At 62.3% G+C, this 18,191-nt stretch carries 13 protein-coding genes and 4 pseudogenes; 7 read left to right on the top strand and 10 right to left on the bottom strand.

Annotated elements, in window-relative coordinates; all coding sequences use genetic code 11:
- Nucleotides 1–86: 86 nt before the first annotated feature.
- Nucleotides 87–1,781, bottom strand: a complete 1,695-nt coding sequence (locus tag BLW24_RS10540; RefSeq protein ID WP_090380142.1) for an acyl-CoA synthetase — start codon at nt 1,779–1,781, stop codon at nt 87–89.
- Nucleotides 1,782–2,023: 242 nt separating this feature from the next.
- Between BLW24_RS10540 and BLW24_RS10535 the strand changes: the two genes are divergently transcribed.
- A complete protein-coding gene (locus BLW24_RS10535) occupies nt 2,024–3,934 on the top strand; it encodes a beta-ketoacyl synthase (protein WP_090380139.1) in 1,911 nt (636 codons plus the stop codon).
- A gap of 179 nt (nt 3,935–4,113) precedes the next feature.
- Here BLW24_RS10535 and cysQ read toward each other — a convergent pair whose 3' ends face one another.
- Together cysQ and nudE are read right to left on the bottom strand one after the other, a co-directional pair.
- A complete protein-coding gene (gene cysQ, locus BLW24_RS10530) occupies nt 4,114–4,935 on the bottom strand; it encodes a 3'(2'),5'-bisphosphate nucleotidase CysQ (RefSeq protein ID WP_090380136.1) in 822 nt (273 codons plus the stop codon).
- Nucleotides 4,932–5,498, bottom strand: a complete 567-nt coding sequence (gene nudE, locus BLW24_RS10525; protein ID WP_090380133.1) for an ADP compounds hydrolase NudE — start codon at nt 5,496–5,498, stop codon at nt 4,932–4,934. The genes cysQ and nudE overlap by 4 nt, the downstream gene beginning before the upstream one ends.
- Before the next feature lie 133 nt (nt 5,499–5,631).
- Here nudE and yrfG point away from each other — a divergent pair, with 133 nt between their 5' ends.
- Nucleotides 5,632–6,294 carry a GMP/IMP nucleotidase gene (gene yrfG, locus BLW24_RS10520; RefSeq protein WP_090380130.1) on the top strand — a complete coding sequence of 221 codons (663 nt, stop codon included), beginning with the start codon at nt 5,632–5,634 and terminating at the stop codon, nt 6,292–6,294.
- A 43-nt stretch (nt 6,295–6,337) separates the two neighbouring features.
- Here yrfG and lysM read toward each other — a convergent pair whose 3' ends face one another.
- Nucleotides 6,338–6,775 (bottom strand): peptidoglycan-binding protein LysM, encoded by a 438-nt coding sequence (gene lysM / locus BLW24_RS10515; RefSeq protein WP_090380125.1) that lies wholly within the window; start codon nt 6,773–6,775, stop codon nt 6,338–6,340.
- 193 nt (nt 6,776–6,968) lie between these two features.
- On the opposite strand from lysM, the gene BLW24_RS10510 reads away from it, so the two are divergent.
- From BLW24_RS10510 to BLW24_RS10500, 3 genes and pseudogenes are all read left to right on the top strand, one after another.
- Nucleotides 6,969–7,862, top strand: a complete 894-nt coding sequence (locus tag BLW24_RS10510; RefSeq protein WP_090380122.1) for a LysR family transcriptional regulator — start codon at nt 6,969–6,971, stop codon at nt 7,860–7,862.
- A gap of 120 nt (nt 7,863–7,982) precedes the next feature.
- The gene (gene fdhD / locus BLW24_RS10505; protein ID WP_090380119.1) at nt 7,983–8,828 is read left to right on the top strand and encodes a formate dehydrogenase accessory sulfurtransferase FdhD; all 846 of its coding nucleotides are present in this window, start codon (nt 7,983–7,985) and stop codon (nt 8,826–8,828) included.
- Nucleotides 8,825–10,312: pseudogene (locus BLW24_RS10500) on the top strand (FdhF/YdeP family oxidoreductase); the annotation flags it as partial. The gene fdhD and the pseudogene BLW24_RS10500, both read left to right, overlap by 4 nt.
- Nucleotides 10,313–10,316: 4 nt before the next feature.
- Here the strand turns inward: BLW24_RS10500 and BLW24_RS10495 are convergent.
- Nucleotides 10,317–11,408: an IS630 family transposase gene (locus tag BLW24_RS10495; RefSeq protein WP_090375546.1), complete on the bottom strand. Its 1,092-nt coding sequence runs from the start codon at nt 11,406–11,408 to the stop codon at nt 10,317–10,319.
- Between the two features lie 81 nt (nt 11,409–11,489).
- On the opposite strand from BLW24_RS10495, the pseudogene BLW24_RS10490 reads away from it, so the two are divergent.
- Together BLW24_RS10490 and BLW24_RS10485 are read left to right on the top strand one after the other, a co-directional pair.
- Nucleotides 11,490–12,362 (top strand): annotated as a pseudogene (locus BLW24_RS10490) (FdhF/YdeP family oxidoreductase); the annotation flags it as partial.
- 144 nt (nt 12,363–12,506) lie between these two features.
- Entirely contained in the window at nt 12,507–12,920 is a 414-nt protein-coding gene (locus BLW24_RS10485) for a glycine zipper domain-containing protein (protein ID WP_090380116.1), read from the top strand.
- A gap of 86 nt (nt 12,921–13,006) precedes the next feature.
- Here BLW24_RS10485 and BLW24_RS10480 read toward each other — a convergent pair whose 3' ends face one another.
- The 5 genes and pseudogenes from BLW24_RS10480 to tnpB all read right to left on the bottom strand — a co-directional run bounded on the left by BLW24_RS10480 (nt 13,007) and on the right by tnpB (nt 18,146).
- Nucleotides 13,007–13,450 (bottom strand): acyl-CoA thioesterase, encoded by a 444-nt coding sequence (locus BLW24_RS10480; protein WP_090380114.1) that lies wholly within the window; start codon nt 13,448–13,450, stop codon nt 13,007–13,009.
- A 116-nt stretch (nt 13,451–13,566) separates the two neighbouring features.
- Nucleotides 13,567–14,731: pseudogene (locus tag BLW24_RS10475) on the bottom strand (iron-containing alcohol dehydrogenase).
- Between the two features lie 70 nt (nt 14,732–14,801).
- Nucleotides 14,802–16,130: pseudogene (locus tag BLW24_RS10470) on the bottom strand (acyl-CoA dehydrogenase C-terminal domain-containing protein); the annotation flags it as partial.
- 45 nt (nt 16,131–16,175) lie between these two features.
- The gene (tnpC, locus tag BLW24_RS10465; RefSeq protein WP_090375563.1) at nt 16,176–17,732 is read right to left on the bottom strand and encodes an IS66 family transposase; all 1,557 of its coding nucleotides are present in this window, start codon (nt 17,730–17,732) and stop codon (nt 16,176–16,178) included.
- A gap of 18 nt (nt 17,733–17,750) precedes the next feature.
- Nucleotides 17,751–18,146, bottom strand: a complete 396-nt coding sequence (gene tnpB, locus BLW24_RS10460; RefSeq protein WP_244161054.1) for an IS66 family insertion sequence element accessory protein TnpB — start codon at nt 18,144–18,146, stop codon at nt 17,751–17,753.
- Nucleotides 18,147–18,191 lie beyond the last annotated feature (45 nt).

The raw sequence follows: 18,191 nt of genomic DNA, 5'->3' as shown, positions 1-18,191 counted from the left end.
GGTATAGACGAGTTAAGGTGCCAAATAGTAGTGAATGCCATTTAGCTTCTCAACTCGCTATCCATTTAAACCTGTAACAAGTGCCTTCAGCCCACGCCATGCATCGTGGGCTGAAGCCGGAACGTCAGGCCACCGCCTGCGGTGCGGAACTGTTTGGCTTGCTCACGCAAGACAAACTTCTGCACCTTGCCGGTGCTGGTCTTTGGCAGACTGGTAAACACCACACAGCCCGGCACTTTGAAACGCGCCATGCGCTGCTGACAGAAGGCGATCACTTCCTCGGCCGTCAGCTCGGCGCCAGGTTTGAGGGTGACGAAGGCGCAGGGGGTTTCGCCCCACTTGACATGAGCCATGGCCACCACGGCGGCTTCAAGGATCTGCGGATGGCGATACAGCACGTCTTCCACTTCGATGGAGGAGATGTTTTCGCCGCCGGAGATGATGATGTCCTTGCTGCGATCCTTGATCTCGACATAGCCATCGGCATGCCACACCGCCAGGTCGCCGGAATGGAACCAGCCGCCGGCAAAGGCCTCGGCAGTGGCGGAGGGATTCTTCAGGTAGCCCTTCATCACCACGTTGCCGCGCATCATGATTTCGCCGATGGTCTGACCGTCTTTCGGCACCGGTTGCAGGGTATCCGGGTCGGCCACCATCAGGCCGTCGAGCAGCGGCGCACGCACGCCCTGGCGGGATTTCAGGCGGGCACGTTGTTCCGGGCTTTCGCTGTCCCACTCGCTTTTCCACTCGCAAGCCACGCTGGGACCGTAGGTTTCGGTCAGGCCGTACACATGGGTCACGCGATATTCCAAGGCTTCCATGGCTTCGATCACCGCAGCGGGCGGCGCGGCACCGGCGGTCAGCACCTTGACCGGACGGGTCTTCAGTGCCTTTAAGTCATCGGCGGCGTTGGCCAGCATATTCAGCACGATCGGCGCACCACAGAAATGGTCGACACCATGCTCGGCGATGGCAGGGTAGATGGCTTCGGCACGCACATGGCGCAGGCACACGTTGACTCCAACATAGGCGGCCAGCGCCCAGGGGAAGCACCAGCCATTGCAGTGGAACATCGGCAGCGTCCACAGGTATACCGGGAAGCGGCTCATGTCCCAGCACATGGCGTTGGACAAGGCATTCAAGTGCGCACCGCGGTGGTGATAGACCACGCCCTTGGGGTTGCCGGTGGTGCCGGTGGTGCCGGTGGTGTAATTGAGGGAGATCGCCTGCCACTCGTCCGCCGGCAACTGCCAGGCATAGCCTGGGTCGCCTTCGGCCAGCAGCGCCTCGTACTCCAACTGGCCGATCAGTAGACCATCGGCATATTCCGGGTCGTCAATGCCGATCACCAGCGGCGGCTGCGGTAAGTGGCCGACCACGCGCTGGGCCAGCTCGCCGAACTCCTTGTCCACCAGCAGCACCTTGGCCTCGCCGTGCTGCAGGATAAAGGCGATGGCTTCGGCATCCAGGCGGGTGTTGATGGCATTCAGCACCGCGCCACACATCGGCACGCCGAAGTGCGCTTCGAACATCGCCGGGCCGTTGGGCGCGATCACCGCCACCGTGTCGCCCAGGCCAATGCCGCGTTGGGCCAGGGCCGAGGCCAGACGAATACTGCGGCTGTAGGTTTCACCCCAGGTCTGGCGCAGGCTGCCATTGATCAGCGCCAGGCGTTGCGGATAGACGCTGGCGGCGCGCTCAAGAAAGCTCAACGGGCTGAGCGCCTGAAAATTAGCCGCATCGCGGGGCATGCCGTATTCGTAGGGATTGACGCTGTGCATTGTTGTTCTCCAGCTGGGCGTTGTGCGCAGAGACCATAGCAGCCGTAAGGTTTTTGCGATGCGCTACCTTGGTCGAAACCGTGACTTACAAGTCAGCAATCACGTCAGCATAGGCATCCGAACAGCCATGCTCGGCGCTTGATCGCGGCGTAATAACCGCCGCAGAGCGCCTCAGCCTGCGTGACAAGCCTCCATAGCTTTATCTCGGCTTGTCTGGCGCCCTCTTTTCAAGGAGTTATCGAGTGACCTCACGCTTACCTGTGATCGTTGGTTTTGGTGGCTATAACGCGGCCGGGCGCAGCTCGTTTCACCATGGTTTCCGCCGCACCGTGATCGAGTCCATGGACACGCCGGCGCGCCAGCAGACCCTGGCAGGTCTGGCGGTAATGATGAAACTGGTCACGGTGGTCGATGGCGACTATCGGGATAACGCCGGCAATAGCCTAAGCCTGGCCGAGATCGACAGTCGCTTCGCCGAGCAGATTCTCGCCTCGACCCTGGTGCGCCGCATCGAGAAGCAGCACCTGGATGTCGACGCCGCGCACTGGCAAAAAACCATCGACATCAGTGCCACCGCCGGTCAGCCGCTGAGCTTTATCACCCTGCGCAAACACCTGCCCGAGCCGCTACCGAGCGACTGGACGGTGGACGAGCTGAACGCCAGCGAAGTGCTGGTGACCCTGCACGACAACTGCGAATTCAAGGTCGACAGCTACCGCGCCCTGCCGGTGAAATCTGCCGGCCAGCTGCCCACAGGCTTCGAGCCGAGCGAGTTGTACAACGCGCGCTTCCATCCGCGCGGTCTGGCCATGACCATCGCCGGCGTCACCGACGCGCTGCGCGCCACCGGCATCGATTGGCAAACCATCATGCAGCACGTGGCCCCCGACGAAGTCGCGGTGTTCTCCAGCTGCATCATGAGCCAGCTTGACGAAAACGGCTTCGGCGGTCTGATGCAGTCGCGCCTCAAAGGCGGCCGCGTCACCGCCAAGCAACTGGCCCTGGGCCTCAACACCATGTCGGCGGACTTTATCAACGCCTATGTGCTGGGCAGCGTCGGCACCACCGGCGCCATCACCGGCGCCTGCGCCACCTTCCTCTATAACCTGCAGAAGGGCATCGAACAGATTGCCAATGGCAAAGCGCGGGTAGTCATCATCGGCAGCAGCGAAGCGCCGATTAATCAGGAGTGCATCGAGGGTTACGGCGCCATGGGCGCGTTGGCCACTGAAGATGGCCTGCGGCAGATCGAAGGCAAGGATGCGGTGGACTTCCGTCGCGCCAGCCGCCCGTTTGGCGAAAACTGCGGCTTTACCCTGGCTGAAGCCTGCCAGTTCGTGGTGCTGATGGACGACGCCCTGGCCCTGGAGCTGGGCGCAGATATCCACGGCGCGGTGCCGGATGTATTTATCAACGCCGACGGCTTCAAGAAATCCATTTCTGCCCCCGGCCCGGGCAACTACCTGACCGTGGCCAAGGCCGTGGCCAGCGCCGTACAACTGCTGGGCATCGACGCGGTGCGCGAACGCAGCTTCGTGCATGCCCACGGCTCCAGCACCCCGGCCAACCGAGTGACCGAATCGGAAATCCTCGACCGCATTGCCAGCGCCTTTGCCATTGAGCAGTGGCCGGTCACGGCGGTGAAGGCCTTTGTCGGCCACTCCCTGGCCACCGCCAGCGGCGATCAGGTGATCTCCGCCCTGGGCAGCTTCAAGTACGGCATCATTCCCGGTATCAAGACCATCGACGCGGTGGCCGACGACGTGCACCAGCAGCACCTGAGCTTCGCCACCAATGACCGCGCCCGCGCGCCCGAGCAACTCGACGTCTGCTTTATCAACTCCAAGGGTTTTGGCGGCAACAACGCCAGCGCCCTGCTGCTGGCGCCGCATGTAGCCGAACGTATGCTGCGCAAGCGCCATGGCGAAGCGGCCTTTGCCGCCTACCTGCAACGCCGCGAAGCCACCCGCACTGCCGCCCAGGTCTACGACGCGAAGGCGCTGCTGGGGGATCTGGGGATCATTTACAACTTCGGTAACGACCTGATCGACGACCAGCAGATCGAGATCAACTGCGAGCAGATCAAGGTGCCGGGCTTTGCCCAGCCGCTGCTGTTCAAGAAGGATGAACGCTACGGCGATATGCTCGACTGAGTGAGCGACAGGTGGATGTAAACAACGCCACCCACCGTGTTCGCTGAGTTTCAGCGGTAGCCCGCCCTACAGCCTTCGCCGCTAAAGCGCCTCCCACGAGTTGATGCGGGCGTTCGCGGCGATCTGTGGGAGGGGCTTTAGCCGCGACTGAACCGGCCAAGTCACGACAGACTCAGCACTCAGTCCAAGGCGCGGGCCAGCTGAATCAGCTCGGCGCGCCAGGCAGCGGCAGCCGGCAGGGCCAGAAAGTACGGGTTAAGCAAGGATTCGCGCGCTTCATAGGTCAGCGCCTCGCCCTTGAGCGTCAGCACTTCACCACCCGCCCCTTCCAGCACACCCTGCGCTGCGGCGGTATCCCACTGCGAGGTCGGCGCCAGGCGCGGGTAGCAATCGGCATTACCCTCGGCCAGCTGGCAGAACTTCAGCGAGCTGCCGACACTGGCCAGTTGCAGATCACCAAAGCGTTCACTCAAACCGGTCAGCAGCGCCTCCTGCGCAGGGCTGGAATGACGACGGCTGGCTACCAGGGTAAAGGCCTCCTGCGGGGCCAGACGCACGCTGATCGGCTCAGCCTTGCCCGCTTTATCCTCTCGCCAGGCACCCAGACCGAGACCGCCGTAATAGCACTGGCCGGTGGCCGGAATGCCGACCACGCCAAATACCACGCGGCCCTGCTCGATCAACGCGACGTTGACAGTGAACTCTTCGCTGCCGGCGATAAATTCCTTGGTGCCATCCAGCGGGTCAACCAGCCACCAGCGTGACCACTGCGCACGCGTGCTCAGGGCAATATCTGCGGCCTCCTCGGAGAGCACTGGAATATCAGCCGCCAAAGCCAGCAGGCCGTCATTCAGAATATGGTGCGCGGCCATATCCGCAGCAGTCACCGGCGACGCATCGGCTTTTTCATTCACTGCCACATCGGCGCGCCAATGCGGCAGCGTGGCCGCGCCGGCCTGGCGTACCAACTCAATCACAGCAGGGATCAGCGGATGGCTCATGGTTTAAAGATCCCGCGCTGAGTCAGTACATCGCGGGCCAGATACAGCGCCGCCAGGGCGCGACCTTCGGTAAATTGCGGGTGCTGAATCAGGCTCGACAGCTCGCGCAGGCTGGTCTGGTCGACGCGCATCGGCTCCGGCTCATCGCCGGGCAGGCGTTCTTCATAAAGATCCGAGGCCAGCACCACCTGAATCTTCTGGCTCATATAGCCCGGCGACAGGCTCAATTCGGCCAGCAGCTCCAGCTTTCGCGCGCCAAAACCTGCTTCTTCCTTGAGCTCACGATTAGCCGCGTCCAGCACATCCTCGCCCGGTTCGATCAGGCCCTTGGGCAGCGACAGCTGGTAGTCGTCGGTGCCGCCGCAGTATTCCTCGACCAGCAAGGCATGCTCGGCATCCATCATCGCCACGATCATCACCGCGCCATAACCTGCGCCCTTGCCCACCAGTCGCTCATAGGTGCGCTCCACACCGTTGCTGAAACGCAGCTGCAGCTCCTCGACACGGAACAGGCGGCTGCTGGCGACGATCTCGCGGGCGAGTACGGTGGGTTTCTGACGCATGGGGCGGCTCCTGGGCAGGACATAGCGGGTTATCATAACGCGGCTTTTCCTATTATCTGCGTAGGAGATTGCGCGATCACGACGCCGATGGCGCAAATCGCGACGCCCTGCGCATCAGCCCGAAGAACTGCGCATGCCCTCGTTACCCTGGAACGCCATCGACACCGTCCTGCTGGATATGGACGGCACCCTGCTCGACCTGCACTTCGACAACCACTTCTGGTTGCAGCACCTGCCGCAGCGCTATGCCGAGCACCACGGTGTCAGCCGTGCTCTGGCCGAAGCCGAGTTGCTGCCGCTGTTCCGCCAGCACGCCGGCACCCTCAACTGGTACTGCACGGATTTCTGGAGCCGCGAGCTGAAGTTGTCGATCCGCGACCTCAAACGCGAAGTGGCGCACCTGATCGCCCTGCGCCCGGACGCCGACACCTTTATCCAGGGCCTGCGCCAAGCCGGCAAGCAGGTGGTGCTGATCACCAATGCGCACCGCGATTCTCTGTCACTGAAGCTGGAGCGCATCGAGCTGGCGCCCTACTTCGACCGACTGATCAGTTCCCATGACTATGGCTTCCCCAAGGAAGACCAGCAGTTCTGGCACGCCCTGCAGCAGGACATCAGCTTCGAACCTGCGCGCAGTCTGTTTATCGATGACAGCCTGCCGATCCTGCGCAGCGCCGGACATTTTGGCGTCGGCCACCTGCTCGCCGTGCGTCAGCCCGATAGCCAGGCGGGGCCGAAGGACACCGAAGAGTTTGCCGCCGTGGAGGATTACCGGGAGTTGCTGCAGGGGCTTTAAACGCAGCGGGCGGCCATTGCAGCCGCCCGACACGCGCCGTTTACTACTCGGAAATACGCAGCACCTGACCCGGATAGATTTTGTCCGGGTGGCTGAGCATCGGCTTGTTGGCTTCAAAGATTTTCGGGTAGGCATTGGCGTTGCCGTATTCGGCCTTGGCAATCGCGCTCAGGGTGTCGCCCTTCTTCACTGTGACAAAGCGCGCCGCAGGGGACGGCGTGGCCACGCTGATATGGTCTTCCACTTCGGCCACACCGGCGACGTTACCTAGGGCCAGGAGAATTTTCTCCTTCTCTTCCTGGCTGGCAACTTCACCGCGGGCGATGACTTTCTCACCTTCGACGCTGACCTGAATATTCGGATTACCCAAACCCACCTTGGCAACGTGCGCCGTCAGCGACTCGGCCGCCTGGGCCTCCTGGCCAACCAGCGACTCCCAGAGTTTGGTACCGGCTTCTTTGACAAAGGCAAACAGACTCATAAGGCTTCCTCGTGATTCCTTGGAAAGTGACCGGGCGGTGCTGCCCGGAGCCAGAAGTCTAGACCCTGATTCGTGACAAAGGTGCCACACCCTGCGCTGTCGCTGCAGGGCGCGCCATAGGGCGTATTCAGCGCCAGGAAGCGTTTCACGTCCTGCTAGAATCGGCGCAACCCAGGACATTGCAGGATTGAGCATGGATATCAAACAGCTGAAATTCCTCATCGCCCTGGATGAAACTCGCCACTTCGGCCAGGCCGCGGCGCGCTGCCATATCACCCAGCCGACCCTGTCGATGCGCCTGCGTCAGCTGGAAGATGAACTGGGTCTTGAGCTGGTCCGGCGTGGTCAGCGTTTTGAGGGTTTCAGTGCTGAAGGCGAGCGCATTCTCGCCTGGGCACGCAGCCTGATGGCCGCGCACGATGGCCTGTATGCCGAAGCGGCCGCCTGCCGTGGCCAGCTGGTCGGCACCCTGCGCCTGGGTGTAGTGCCGCTGGCCGGCTTCGATCCGATGCGCCTGGTGCAGTTTTTCGCCGAGCAGCATCCTGGGCTGCGCTTTCAGTTATTTGCCCTGAGCAGCGAGGAGATTCTCGAACGCCTCGGGCGTAATCAGCTCGACCTTGGCCTGTCCTACCTCGACCGCCTCAACCCTGAGCATTTCGACAGCCTGGAGCTGGCCGAAACGCGCATGGGTCTGTTGTATGACCGCCGGCATTTTCAGTTCACCCGCCCGGCGCTGCGCTGGGAAAGCCTGATCGACCTGCCGCTGGGCCTGCTCTCGGCCGGCATGCATTTTCGCCAGTCGATCGACCACAGCTTTCGCTCCCGTGGTCTGACGCCCAATCCACGGCTGGAAACCGATGCCGTGCATCAATTGCTGCAAGCCGTCAGCGCCGGCCTGTGTTGCGCGATCATGCCGCTCAACAGCGGTCTAGCCGAGTTCACCGAGCACCTGGCGCTGACGCCCATCGAGGACGCGCACACCCTCGCACCACTCGGCCTGATCATGCGCCGCAGTGCGCCGCGTTCAGCCCTGGCTGAAGCCTGCTTTGCCGAAGCGCACAAGCTGTTACCCGCTGCTGTGGACTGAAAGGCCCGCACTTGAAGCCTTGATAGACAGCATCGATCACTAGATCGGTAACAGCGATTAGACGCACCCTCCACAGCGGCCTAGGCTGGCCCCATCACTCCGTGCCGGGAAGCCTTGCTCATGTCACGCCACGCGCCCACCAGCCCGCCACCCAGCGCGCCGACATTACTGCCAGCGCCCACCTACAGCTATGTCGAACTGGCAGATAGCCAGCAGGACGGCGCTGCCGCGCTGGCCAGCGAGACGGCTCTGGCAATCAGCTACAACGGCATCAGCCACAGCGTGATGATGGTCTCGCCCAGCGACCTTGAGGACTTTATCTACGGTTTCAGCCTGAGCGCCGGCCTGATCGACCGCTTCGATGAGATCTACGACATCAGTCTCCAGCAACATGACAACGCCATCAGCGCCGACGTGCAGGTCAGCAACCGCGCGTTCTGGGCACTCAAACGACAGCGCCGCACCTTAGCCGGTAATAGTGGCTGCGGCCTCTGCGGGGTGAAAGCGCTAGAACAGGCACTGCCGCAACTGCGCAGCCTGGTACCTATTCCGCTACCTGCGACTGCTCATTTGCAGGGCTTGCGCCAACGTATTCAAAGCGTACAAACCATGGCCCGTCACAGCGGCGCGGTGCATGCGGCGCTGTTTGTCGATGCTCAAGGGCAGATCCGCCTGTGCCGCGAAGACATCGGCCGGCATAACGCTCTCGACAAGTTGCTCGGTGCCCTCCATCGCAACGGTGAAGACCTGCGCCAGGGCTTTGCCGTGGTCACTAGCCGCTGCAGCCTGGAGCTGATCCATAAGGCGCTGCGCGCCGGTATCGGCACCCTGGTCAGCCTGTCAGCGCCGACCAGCCTGAGCGTGCAATGGGCACGTCAGCACAACCTCAACCTGATCCACCTGCCCCAGCAAAGCGCGCCACGGGTGTACAGCCCGGCAGCCGCGCTCGGAGTCGCCCGCTCATGAGCCTGCAACCGATCAAGCCACGCTATCAACCCTACAAAGGGGCCGCCGCTGGCTGGGGCGCGCTACGCAGCGTGACGCACTTCTGGCTGGACAGTAAGCAGCCGTTCAAAAACCTCCGCGCCTTGCTCAAGACCAATCAGCACGGCGGCTTCGATTGCCCGGGTTGCGCCTGGGGCGACTCGCCGGAAGACGGCCACATCAAGTTCTGTGAGAACGGCGCCAAGGCAGTCAACTGGGAAGCCACCAAACGCCGCGTGGATGCCACCTTCTTCGCCCGCTATAGCGTCAGCCAACTGCGCGAGCAGAGCGATTATTGGCTTGAATACCAGGGCCGCCTGACCGAGCCGATGCGCTATAACGCGGCTAGCGATCATTACCTACCGATCAGTTGGGACGCTGCATTTAGCCTGATCGCCGAGCACTTGAAACAGCTAGAAAGCCCCAATCAGGCGGAGTTCTATACTTCGGGCCGCGCCAGCAACGAGGCGGCTTACCTGTATCAGCTGTTCGTGCGCGCCTTTGGCAGCAACAACTTCCCCGACTGTTCGAACATGTGCCACGAAGCCAGCGGCGTGGCCCTCGGCCAGAGCGTCGGCGTGGGCAAGGGCAAGGGCAAGGGCAAGGGCAAGGGCAAGGGCAGCGTCACCTTCGCCGACTTCGAACACAGCGACGCGATTTTCGTGCTCGGGCAGAACCCTGGCACCAACCACCCGCGCATGCTCGAACCCCTGCGCGAGGCGGTAAAGCGCGGCGCTCAAGTGGTGTGCTTCAACCCGCTGAAAGAGCGCGGCCTGGAACGTTTTCAGCATCCGCAGCACGCCCTGGAAATGCTCACCAACGGTTCTGAACCGTTGAACACCGCGTTCTTCCGCCCAGCCCTCGGCGGTGATTTAGCTGCCCTGCGCGGCATGGCCAAGTTTCTGCTGCAATGGCACCGCGAAGCGCTGGCCAAAGGCGAACCGGCAGTATTCGACTTGGCGTTTATCGCCGAGCACACCGCTGGCGTGGATGACTACCTGGCGTTGCTTGATGCCAGCAACTGGGACTCGCTGATCGAACAATCCGGACTGAGCCTGGATGAGTTGCAGCACGCGGCTCTGCTCTACCGCCGCGCCGAACGGGTGATCATCTGCTGGGCCATGGGCATCACCCAGCACCACAACTCGGTGGCGACCATTCAGGAAATCGTCAACCTGCAACTGCTGCGCGGCAACCTCGGCCGACCCGGGGCTGGTCTGTGTCCGGTGCGCGGCCACAGCAATGTGCAGGGCGATCGCACCATGGGCATCAGTGAACGGCCCACCACAGCCTTTCTCGATGCACTGCAGCAGCGTTTTAAATTCCAAGTGCCGCGCGCGCAGGGTCACAACACCGTCGAAGCGATCAACGCCATGCTCGATGGTCAGGCCAAGGTGTTTATCGGCCTGGGCGGCAACTTTGCCCAAGCCACCCCGGACAGCCCACGCAGCCATCTAGTGGCCTGTCTGGTTAATCCAATAACTCATTCCGAATTACAGCCAGCTTTGCTCGATGCACGGAGCTGATAATCGACTCAGCCGTTTTGCTCCAGCGGAACGGCTTAGCCGAATGTTCGTTATGAGCCTCAATGAAGCGACGTATCGCCGCTCTCAGGTCAGCCACGCTGCTGAAGGCATCACGATAAAGCGCCCGTCTTTCCAGTTGCGCAAACCAGCCCTCCACGGCGTTCAGCCACGAGGCGCTGGTCGGTGTGAAGTGCAGCTTGAAACGGGGATGCTTCTCCAGCCATTCCCTGACGGCAGCGGTCTTGTGAGTCGAGCTGTTGTCCAGAATTACATGCAGGTCCAGCTCGGCGGGGGTGCTGCGGTCGATCTGTCGAAGGAACTCCAAAAACTCCTTGGCCCTGTGCCGCTGGGTGATACGGCCGATGACCTTACCCGTCAGGATGTCAAAGGCTGCGTACAGACTGGCCGTACCGTGGCGCTTATAGTCATGCGTCCGCCGCTCAATCTGCCCGGGCTTGAGCGGCAGCATGGGCTGTGTGCGGTCCAGCGCCTGGATCTGTGTTTTTTCGTCAACAGATAGCACCAGGGCGTTGTCGGGCGGATTCAAATAGAGCCCGACGACATCGACCACTTTGTCTGCAAAGTGCGGGTCGTTACTGATCTTGAAGGTTTTCAACCGGTGCGGCTTGAGGTCGGCAGCAGCCCACACCTGTGCGACCTGCCAGATGCTGACCCCAGCGTACTTGGCCATCAACCGTAGGCTCCAGTGGGTAGCTTCGCGCGGGACTCGCTGGGTCGTCAGCGTCAGGATTTCCTTGATCTTCGCTTCGTTGAGCTTGCGAGGCGCTCCACTGCGCCGCAGGTCACTCAGCCCCTCCAGACCGGTCTCCTGGTAGCGTTTACGCCATTTGAAGACCACTGGCGCAGAGACTTGCAGCTGCTCGCTGATCTCCTTGGGCGTGAGACCGTTGGCCAGCAGCAACAGAATTCTGGCCCGCTGGCCGATGCTCTGAGGCAGCGATCCCATGCGTAACCAGCCTTGCAGCATGTCGGCATCACTGGGACTCAAGAAGAATGGGGCTGCTGGCCGGGCCATATGGGAGCTCAATTCATGACGATAGAGCGCGCAGTATACTGGCCCGACATTGGATTAACGAATTTTACAGACAGTTCACTAGCACTGAGCCGCTGCGCACTGACCGTGCAGATCAGCACCAAACTCAACCGCAGCCACCTAACCACCGGCAGCGACGCGCTGATCCTGCCGTGCCTGGGCCGTACCGATATAGACCACCAGGTTGGTGGCCCGCAAGCAGTGACCGTGGAGGACTCATTCAGCATGATCCACGCCTCATACGGCCAGCTTGAGCCGCTGTCGCCCCAGATGCGCTCGGAGCCGGCGATCATCGCCGGTATCGCCAAAGCCACCCTGGGCGACCACCCGGTGGAGTGGGACGCGTTGATTGCCGATTACCAGCGCATCCGCATGCTGATTGCCGAGACCATTCCTGGCTTCAGCGATTTCAACCAGCGCCTGCAACACCCTGGTGGCTTCTACCTGGGTAATGCGGTGGCCGAACGGCGCTGGCTCACCCCCAGCAAAAAAGCCAACTTCAAGGCCAACCCGCTGCCCGCAGACCTGCTGCCCGCGCAGGTGCGCAACAGCGGGCAAACGCCGGACCTGATCCTGCAGACGTTGCGCTCTCATGATCAGTACAACACCACCATCTATGGCCTGGATGACCGCTACCGTGGAGTCAGGGGCCAGCGTCAGGTGCTGTTCGCCAACGAAGCCGACATTCTGCGCCTGGGCTTTCAGCCGGGGCAGCAGGTCGACATCCAGTCGATCTGGGATGACGGCATCGAGCGCAAGGTCGTGGGCTTTACCCTGCTGGCCTTCGACATCCCCGCCGGCCAGGCCGCCGCCTACTACCCGGAAGCCAACCCGCTGGTGCCGCTGCAGAGTTTTGGCACGGGCAGCTTTACCCCGACCTCGAAGTACGTGGCCATTCGTCTGCAGGCGCATCAGGCCGAAGCGCGCATCCTGTGAGCGGATCTGTGGCGGCAATCACAACGGCGACCAGCGGCAGGGAATTTTTCGGCAAAACGCCCTCTAAGACTGTGCACTGACAAATTATCCTTTAAAAACAAAGGCCTAGCTCCGAGCAGCCATTCACTCGAGAAGGTCTGCCGTATGCGTACATTACTGTCTGCGCTGGTATTCAGCGCCCTGGCTTCACCCCTGGCCCTGGCGGGCGATACCGGCAAGGTCGCCATCGGCGGAGGTATTGGCGGTGCCCTGGGTAACGTGATCGGCCAACAGGTCGGCGGCAGCACCGGCGCAGCGATTGGTGCAGGCCTGGGTGGCGCGGCAGGTGGCGTCATTACCGCCCGCGACGGCAACAAGGCCGAAGCCGCACTGGGCGGTGGCCTGGGTGCGGCCGGTGGTTCGGTACTGGGCAACAAGGTTGGCGGCAGCACCGGTTCAACCATCGGTGCCGGCCTCGGTGGCGCGCTGGCCAATGAATACGCTGGCGGCAGCGAACGTGATCGTGGCCATTACCACGGCAAGAAACACAAGAAACATAAAAAGCACAAACACCGCTAAGTGCCGAATGCTGACCGCAAAAAGCCGCCTAACAGCGGCTTTTTTCTTTACGTGGGAAAGCCAACGGCTCGCCGCTCAAGCGCCAACTACACCGCCGGCTCCATCAACAGCACGGTCAACGCAGCCCGCAGATGCTCGGGGATGCTCACCGGACGGTTGCTGCTGCGGTCTACGAAGACGTGCACAAAACGCCCGGCCGCACAGGCCTCGCCTTCATCCGCCTTGAACACCGCCAGTTCGTACTGCACCGAACTGTTGCCCAGCTTTCCGACCCGCAGGCCGATCTCGATACGCTCGGGGAAGGCAATCGAGGTGAAGTAATCGCAGCTTGAGCTAACGACAAAACCCACCACCTCGCCGTTATGAATATCCAGGCCGCCGACTTCGATCAGGTAGGTGTTCACCGCGCTGTCGAAGAAGCTGTAGTAGGTGACGTTGTTGACGTGGCCGTAGACGTCGTTGTCATGCCAGCGCGTGGTGATCGGCTGGAAGTGCCGGTAATCGCTGCGCAGATGCTGGGGTTGGTTCATTGGGAATCCTTGTAATGGGCGAGAATCGGCAAGCCTCGCGGCTAAAGCGGGGCGCCGCCCAGCCCCTCCTACAGGCGCGTGGTACTCCGCGGGAGGGGCTTTAGCCGCGAACGCGGTCAATAGGCGACTTGATAGATAGCCAGGGCATGGGCCTCGGTCATTTCCCGTGGGTTGTTCACCAGCAGGCGCTGTTGCTGCATGGCGTCGCGGGCCAGGGTCGGCAACATGGACTCAGGCACCCCCGCATCACGCAAACGGGTCGGCAAGCCACTGCGCACACTGAAATCAGCCAGCGCGCCAATCAGTTGCTCGGTTTGCTCCAGCTCGCTGCCGGCGCGCAGCGCGTCACCCAGCACCAGCGGCGCCAACTCGGCATACAAGGGTGCAGCCGAACGAGCGTTAAAGCCCAGTACATGGGGCAGCACCAGCGCGTTGCTCAAGCCGTGGGGAATATGGAAATGCCCACCCAGCGGATACGCCAGGGCATGCACCGCCGCCACCGGCGCGTTAGCAAACGCCTGCCCGGCCAGGCAGGAGCCGAGCAGCATGGCCTGGCGCGCCTCACGGTTGCCGCCATTGCTCACCACTTCATCCAGATTGGCGGCGAGCAGGCGCAATGCTTCACGTGCGAGCAGGTCAGACAGCGGGTTCTTCTTGAGCTTGCTGGTGTACGCCTCGACCGCATGCACCATGGCGTCGATGCCGGTTGCCGCCGTTACGGCCGCCGGCAAACCGAGGGTCAACTCGGCATCCAGTATCGCTAGATCAGGCAGCAGCAACGGCGAGACCACGCCCATCTTGGTGGTGGCACCGGTGGTGATGATGGAAATCTGCGTGACTTCCGAGCCAGTACCGGCAGTGGTCGGCACTAGAAACAGCGGCAAACGCTGACCCCGGGCATTGCCGACACCATAGATGTCCACCAGCACCTGACTGCACTCGGGGTGCGCCAGCAAGGCCACCAGCTTGGCCACATCCATCGAGCTGCCACCGCCAAAAACCGACAATCAATTCAGCCTTGAGTGCCTGGGCCTGCGCCACTGCAGCGAGCAGAGTCGTCTCGGGCGGGTCGGCCACCACCTGATCGAATACCTCGACGCTCAAGCCAGCACGAGTAAAGCCCGCCAGCACCTCGTCGAGCAGCCCAAGCTTGCTGATGCCCGGATCGGTGACGATCAGCACCCGCTGCGCGCCGCGCTCACGGCACAGCTCGGCCAGACGCCGGGACGCACCGATCTCGCAAAGAATCTGCGCCGTGGTGGCAAAGCTAAAGGGCAGCATGGGGTGATCCTCTTGTTGTAATTATTGGCGCGAGCCGCAGCGTGGCTGGTGCCCACGCTACGCCTTTCGGTCAGAAGGCGAAACTCGCCTCATCCATGGCCATCAGGCAGTCGGCACCGCCCAGTAGGGACTCGCGATGGGCGCTGGCCCGTGGCAACACCCGACGCAGGTAGAAGTCGGCTGACTGCAGCTTGGCCTGGTAGAACGCGGCTTCGCCACTACCCGCCTCCAGCGCATCCTGTGCCCGCGCCGCCGCCTGCAGCCAGAAACCGGCCAGTAGCACATAGGCCGAATACTGGAGGAAATCCACCGACACCGCGCCGATCTCCTGCACATCGCGCTGGCTGGCGGCAATCACTGCGCTGCTCAGCTCGCGCCACTCGCCCAGACGCGCCTGCACCGTTTTAGCCATCGCGGCCAACACCGGGCGGTCCACCTGAGCGTCGCACAGCTCGCTGAACTCGGCCTGCAGCGCCGACAGTTCGGCACCACCGTCACCGAGCACCTTGCGGCGGATATAGTCCAGCGCCTGAATGCCGTTGGTGCCTTCATACAACTGGGTAATGCGGCTGTCGCGCATCAGCTGCTCAATGCCCCACTCGCGGATAAAACCGTGGCCGCCGTACACCTGCACCGCATGGCTGGCGACCTCCTGGCCCATATCGGTAAAGAAGGCTTTGACGATCGGGATCAGCAGTGCCGCGCGCTTACCGGCGGCCTTGCGTGCAGTGACGTCCGGGTGTGCGTGCTCCAGATCAAGCTGGCGCGCGCAGTAGACGGCGAGCATGCGGCTGCCTTCGACCAGGCTCTTCTGCGTCAGTAGCATGCGCCGCACATCGGGGTGAACGATGATCGGGTCGGCTGCCTTGCTTGGCTCCGCCGGCCCGCTCAGCGCGCGTGACTGTAGGCGTTCGCGGGCATAGCGCAGCGCACTCTGGAAGGCCGCTTCACCTATCCCCAAGCCCTGCAAACCGACCTGAAAGCGCGCGTCGTTCATCATAGTGAACATACAGGCCAGGCCCTGGTTGGCTTCACCGATCAGCCAACCGGTGGCGCCGTCGAAGTTCATCACGCAGGTGGACGCGCCCTTGATACCCATCTTGTGCTCGATGGCCCCGCAGGACAGCGCGTTGCGCGCGCCCGGCGTGCCGTCGGCCGCGGCGATAAATTTCGGCACCAGCAGCAGACTGATGCCCTTCACCCCGGCCGGGACATCCGGCAGGCGCGCGAGCACCAGGTGGATGATGTTTTCCGACAGGTCCTGCTCGCCACCGCTGATAAATATCTTGCTGCCGCTGACCTTGAAGCTGCCGTCCGCCTGCGGCTCAGCCTTGGTGCGCAGCAGGGCCAAATCGGTGCCGGCCTGGGGTTCGGTCAGGCACATGGTGCCGGTCCATTGTAAGCGCTCCATAGACCCCACCTCCCTCTGGAGAGGTTTTGCGTTTTACAGTGGCGTCGTTGGTTGGCAGTTCCAAGGCAGCAGCGCTTCGTAGGCTTCAACGCTGTTGGCCAGCGGCAGGCGTTCGAGGACATGGCGCAGCCAGGCGTAGGGCTCCTGGCCATTGGTCTTGGCGGTTTCCACCAGGCTGTAGAGTTGGGCGCTGGCGGTCGCGCCTTTCGGCGTGTCGCTGAACAGCCAGTTCTTGCGACCTATGACGAAGGGCCGGATCGCGCGCTCGGCAGCGTTGTTATCGATCGGCAGGTGGCCAGCCTCGATGTAGCGTTCGAGTCGGCTCCAGTTGCTCGCCAGGTAGTTCACTGCTTTGCCCAGGGCATTCTGCGCCGTGACCTGCGGCTGGGTTTTCTCCAGCCAGGTCTTGAGCTGATCGAGGAGCGGTAGGCTGTGCTGCTGGCGGCCCCGGTAGCGCTGTTCATCGCTGGCATCCTTAAGTTCGCGCTCGATGCCGTAGAGCTTGTTGATCATCCCCAACGCGATGTCGGCACGCCCGGTTTTGCCCTTCGGTTGCACCTTTTGCGCTTCGACGAACTTGCGCCGCGCATGCGCCCAGCAGGCCAGGCGCTCAACACCTTGTTGTGCGGCCACGGCGTTGTAGCCGGCGTAATCGTCGGTCATCAGGTAGCCGCGATAACCGTCGAGCAGGCGCAGCGGCACCTCCTGCGCGCGGCTGGTTGTGTAGTCGAAGAGGATCACCGGTTTGCCAGGCGGGCCACCGGTCTGCACCCACATCCAGGAGTGGCTGCTCGGATCGCGCCCAGGCTCCTTGAGCACCTGCACGCGGGTTTCATCGCAGTGGATCACCGGACTGTCCAGCAGCCTGTCGCGCATCAGGTTGAGCAACGGTTGTAGCAGTTCGCCGCACTGGATCACCCAGCGCGCCAGGGTCTGCCGGGGGATGTCGATGCCATGGCGACTGAGCATCTTTTCGAAGCGATACAGTGGGATGCCGTCGGCGTATTTGCTGGTCAGCAGCATCGCCAGCACGCTCGGGCTGGCCAGCCTTTTCTCGATCAGTTGGGCCGGTTTGTCAGCGGTGACCGGCGCGCTTTCGCAGGCCTTGCAGGCATAGGTCTTGCGAATGTGGCGGATCACCTGAACCTGCATCGGGATGATTTCCAGCTGCTCGCTGGTTTCTTCGCCGATGGCCTGCTTGCGGCAACCGCATTCGCAGGTCAGTTCGTGTTCGGGCAGTTCGTGGATGACCTCGACACGCGGTAGTTCGGCCGGTAACGGCTTGCGCTTGCCGCGGCGCTTGGTCGGCGCAACGACTTCTTCCTCGACCTCAGCGGCCGGAGCTTCAGCCGCCGCTTCGGCCAGGCTTTCCGCTTCGTTGAACATCTCTAGCTGCGGTGAATCCGGGTCGCTGCTCTGCTCGGATTTACGGCCGAACAGGCGCTGGATCAACAGCGCGTTTTGTTCGCGCAGGCGCTCGATCTGCCCATCCTTGTCCTTGGCCAATTCCTGCGCCGACGACAACACCTCAGCGAGCAATTGCTTGAGCGCGGCGGGGTCATCAGGAAGGGTTTCGGGCACAGAAATCATGCCGTGGATTATACCGGCTCAGGTGACGAACCTAGGGGTCAAAACCTGGTGCGGCCGGTTGCGCCACAGGTCGATACCGTCCAACAACCAGTTCAACTCCTGGGCCGTCAGCACGATCGCATCTTCGCCAGGTTCCGGATGCGACTTGAAGCGTTCAGCCTCCAATCGCTTGAGCCACAGGCAAAAGCCGTTGCGCTCCCAATACAAAATCTTCACCCGGCTGCGCGCGCGGTTGAGGAAGACGAACAGCACCGGGTCGAACACCGCCACCTTGATATCCAGCTCGACCAGGGCGGCCAGGCCATCGATGGATTTTCGGAAATCCACCGGCTTGGGGTATAGATAGACTTTTTCGACTTTGGCGTCGGGGCGCATCATGACGGCTGGCTCCAGAAAGAAATTGGAGCTCAGCATTGGCTGGCCTGCGGATCATTTGTAGATGAGGTTTATGGAGCGCTT

This window comes from Pseudomonas anguilliseptica (genome assembly GCF_900105355.1).
Taxonomy (GTDB): domain Bacteria; phylum Pseudomonadota; class Gammaproteobacteria; order Pseudomonadales; family Pseudomonadaceae; genus Aquipseudomonas; species Aquipseudomonas anguilliseptica.
The sequence above is the reverse complement of the archived record's forward strand: the minus strand, read 5'-3'. Positions and strand labels throughout refer to the sequence as shown.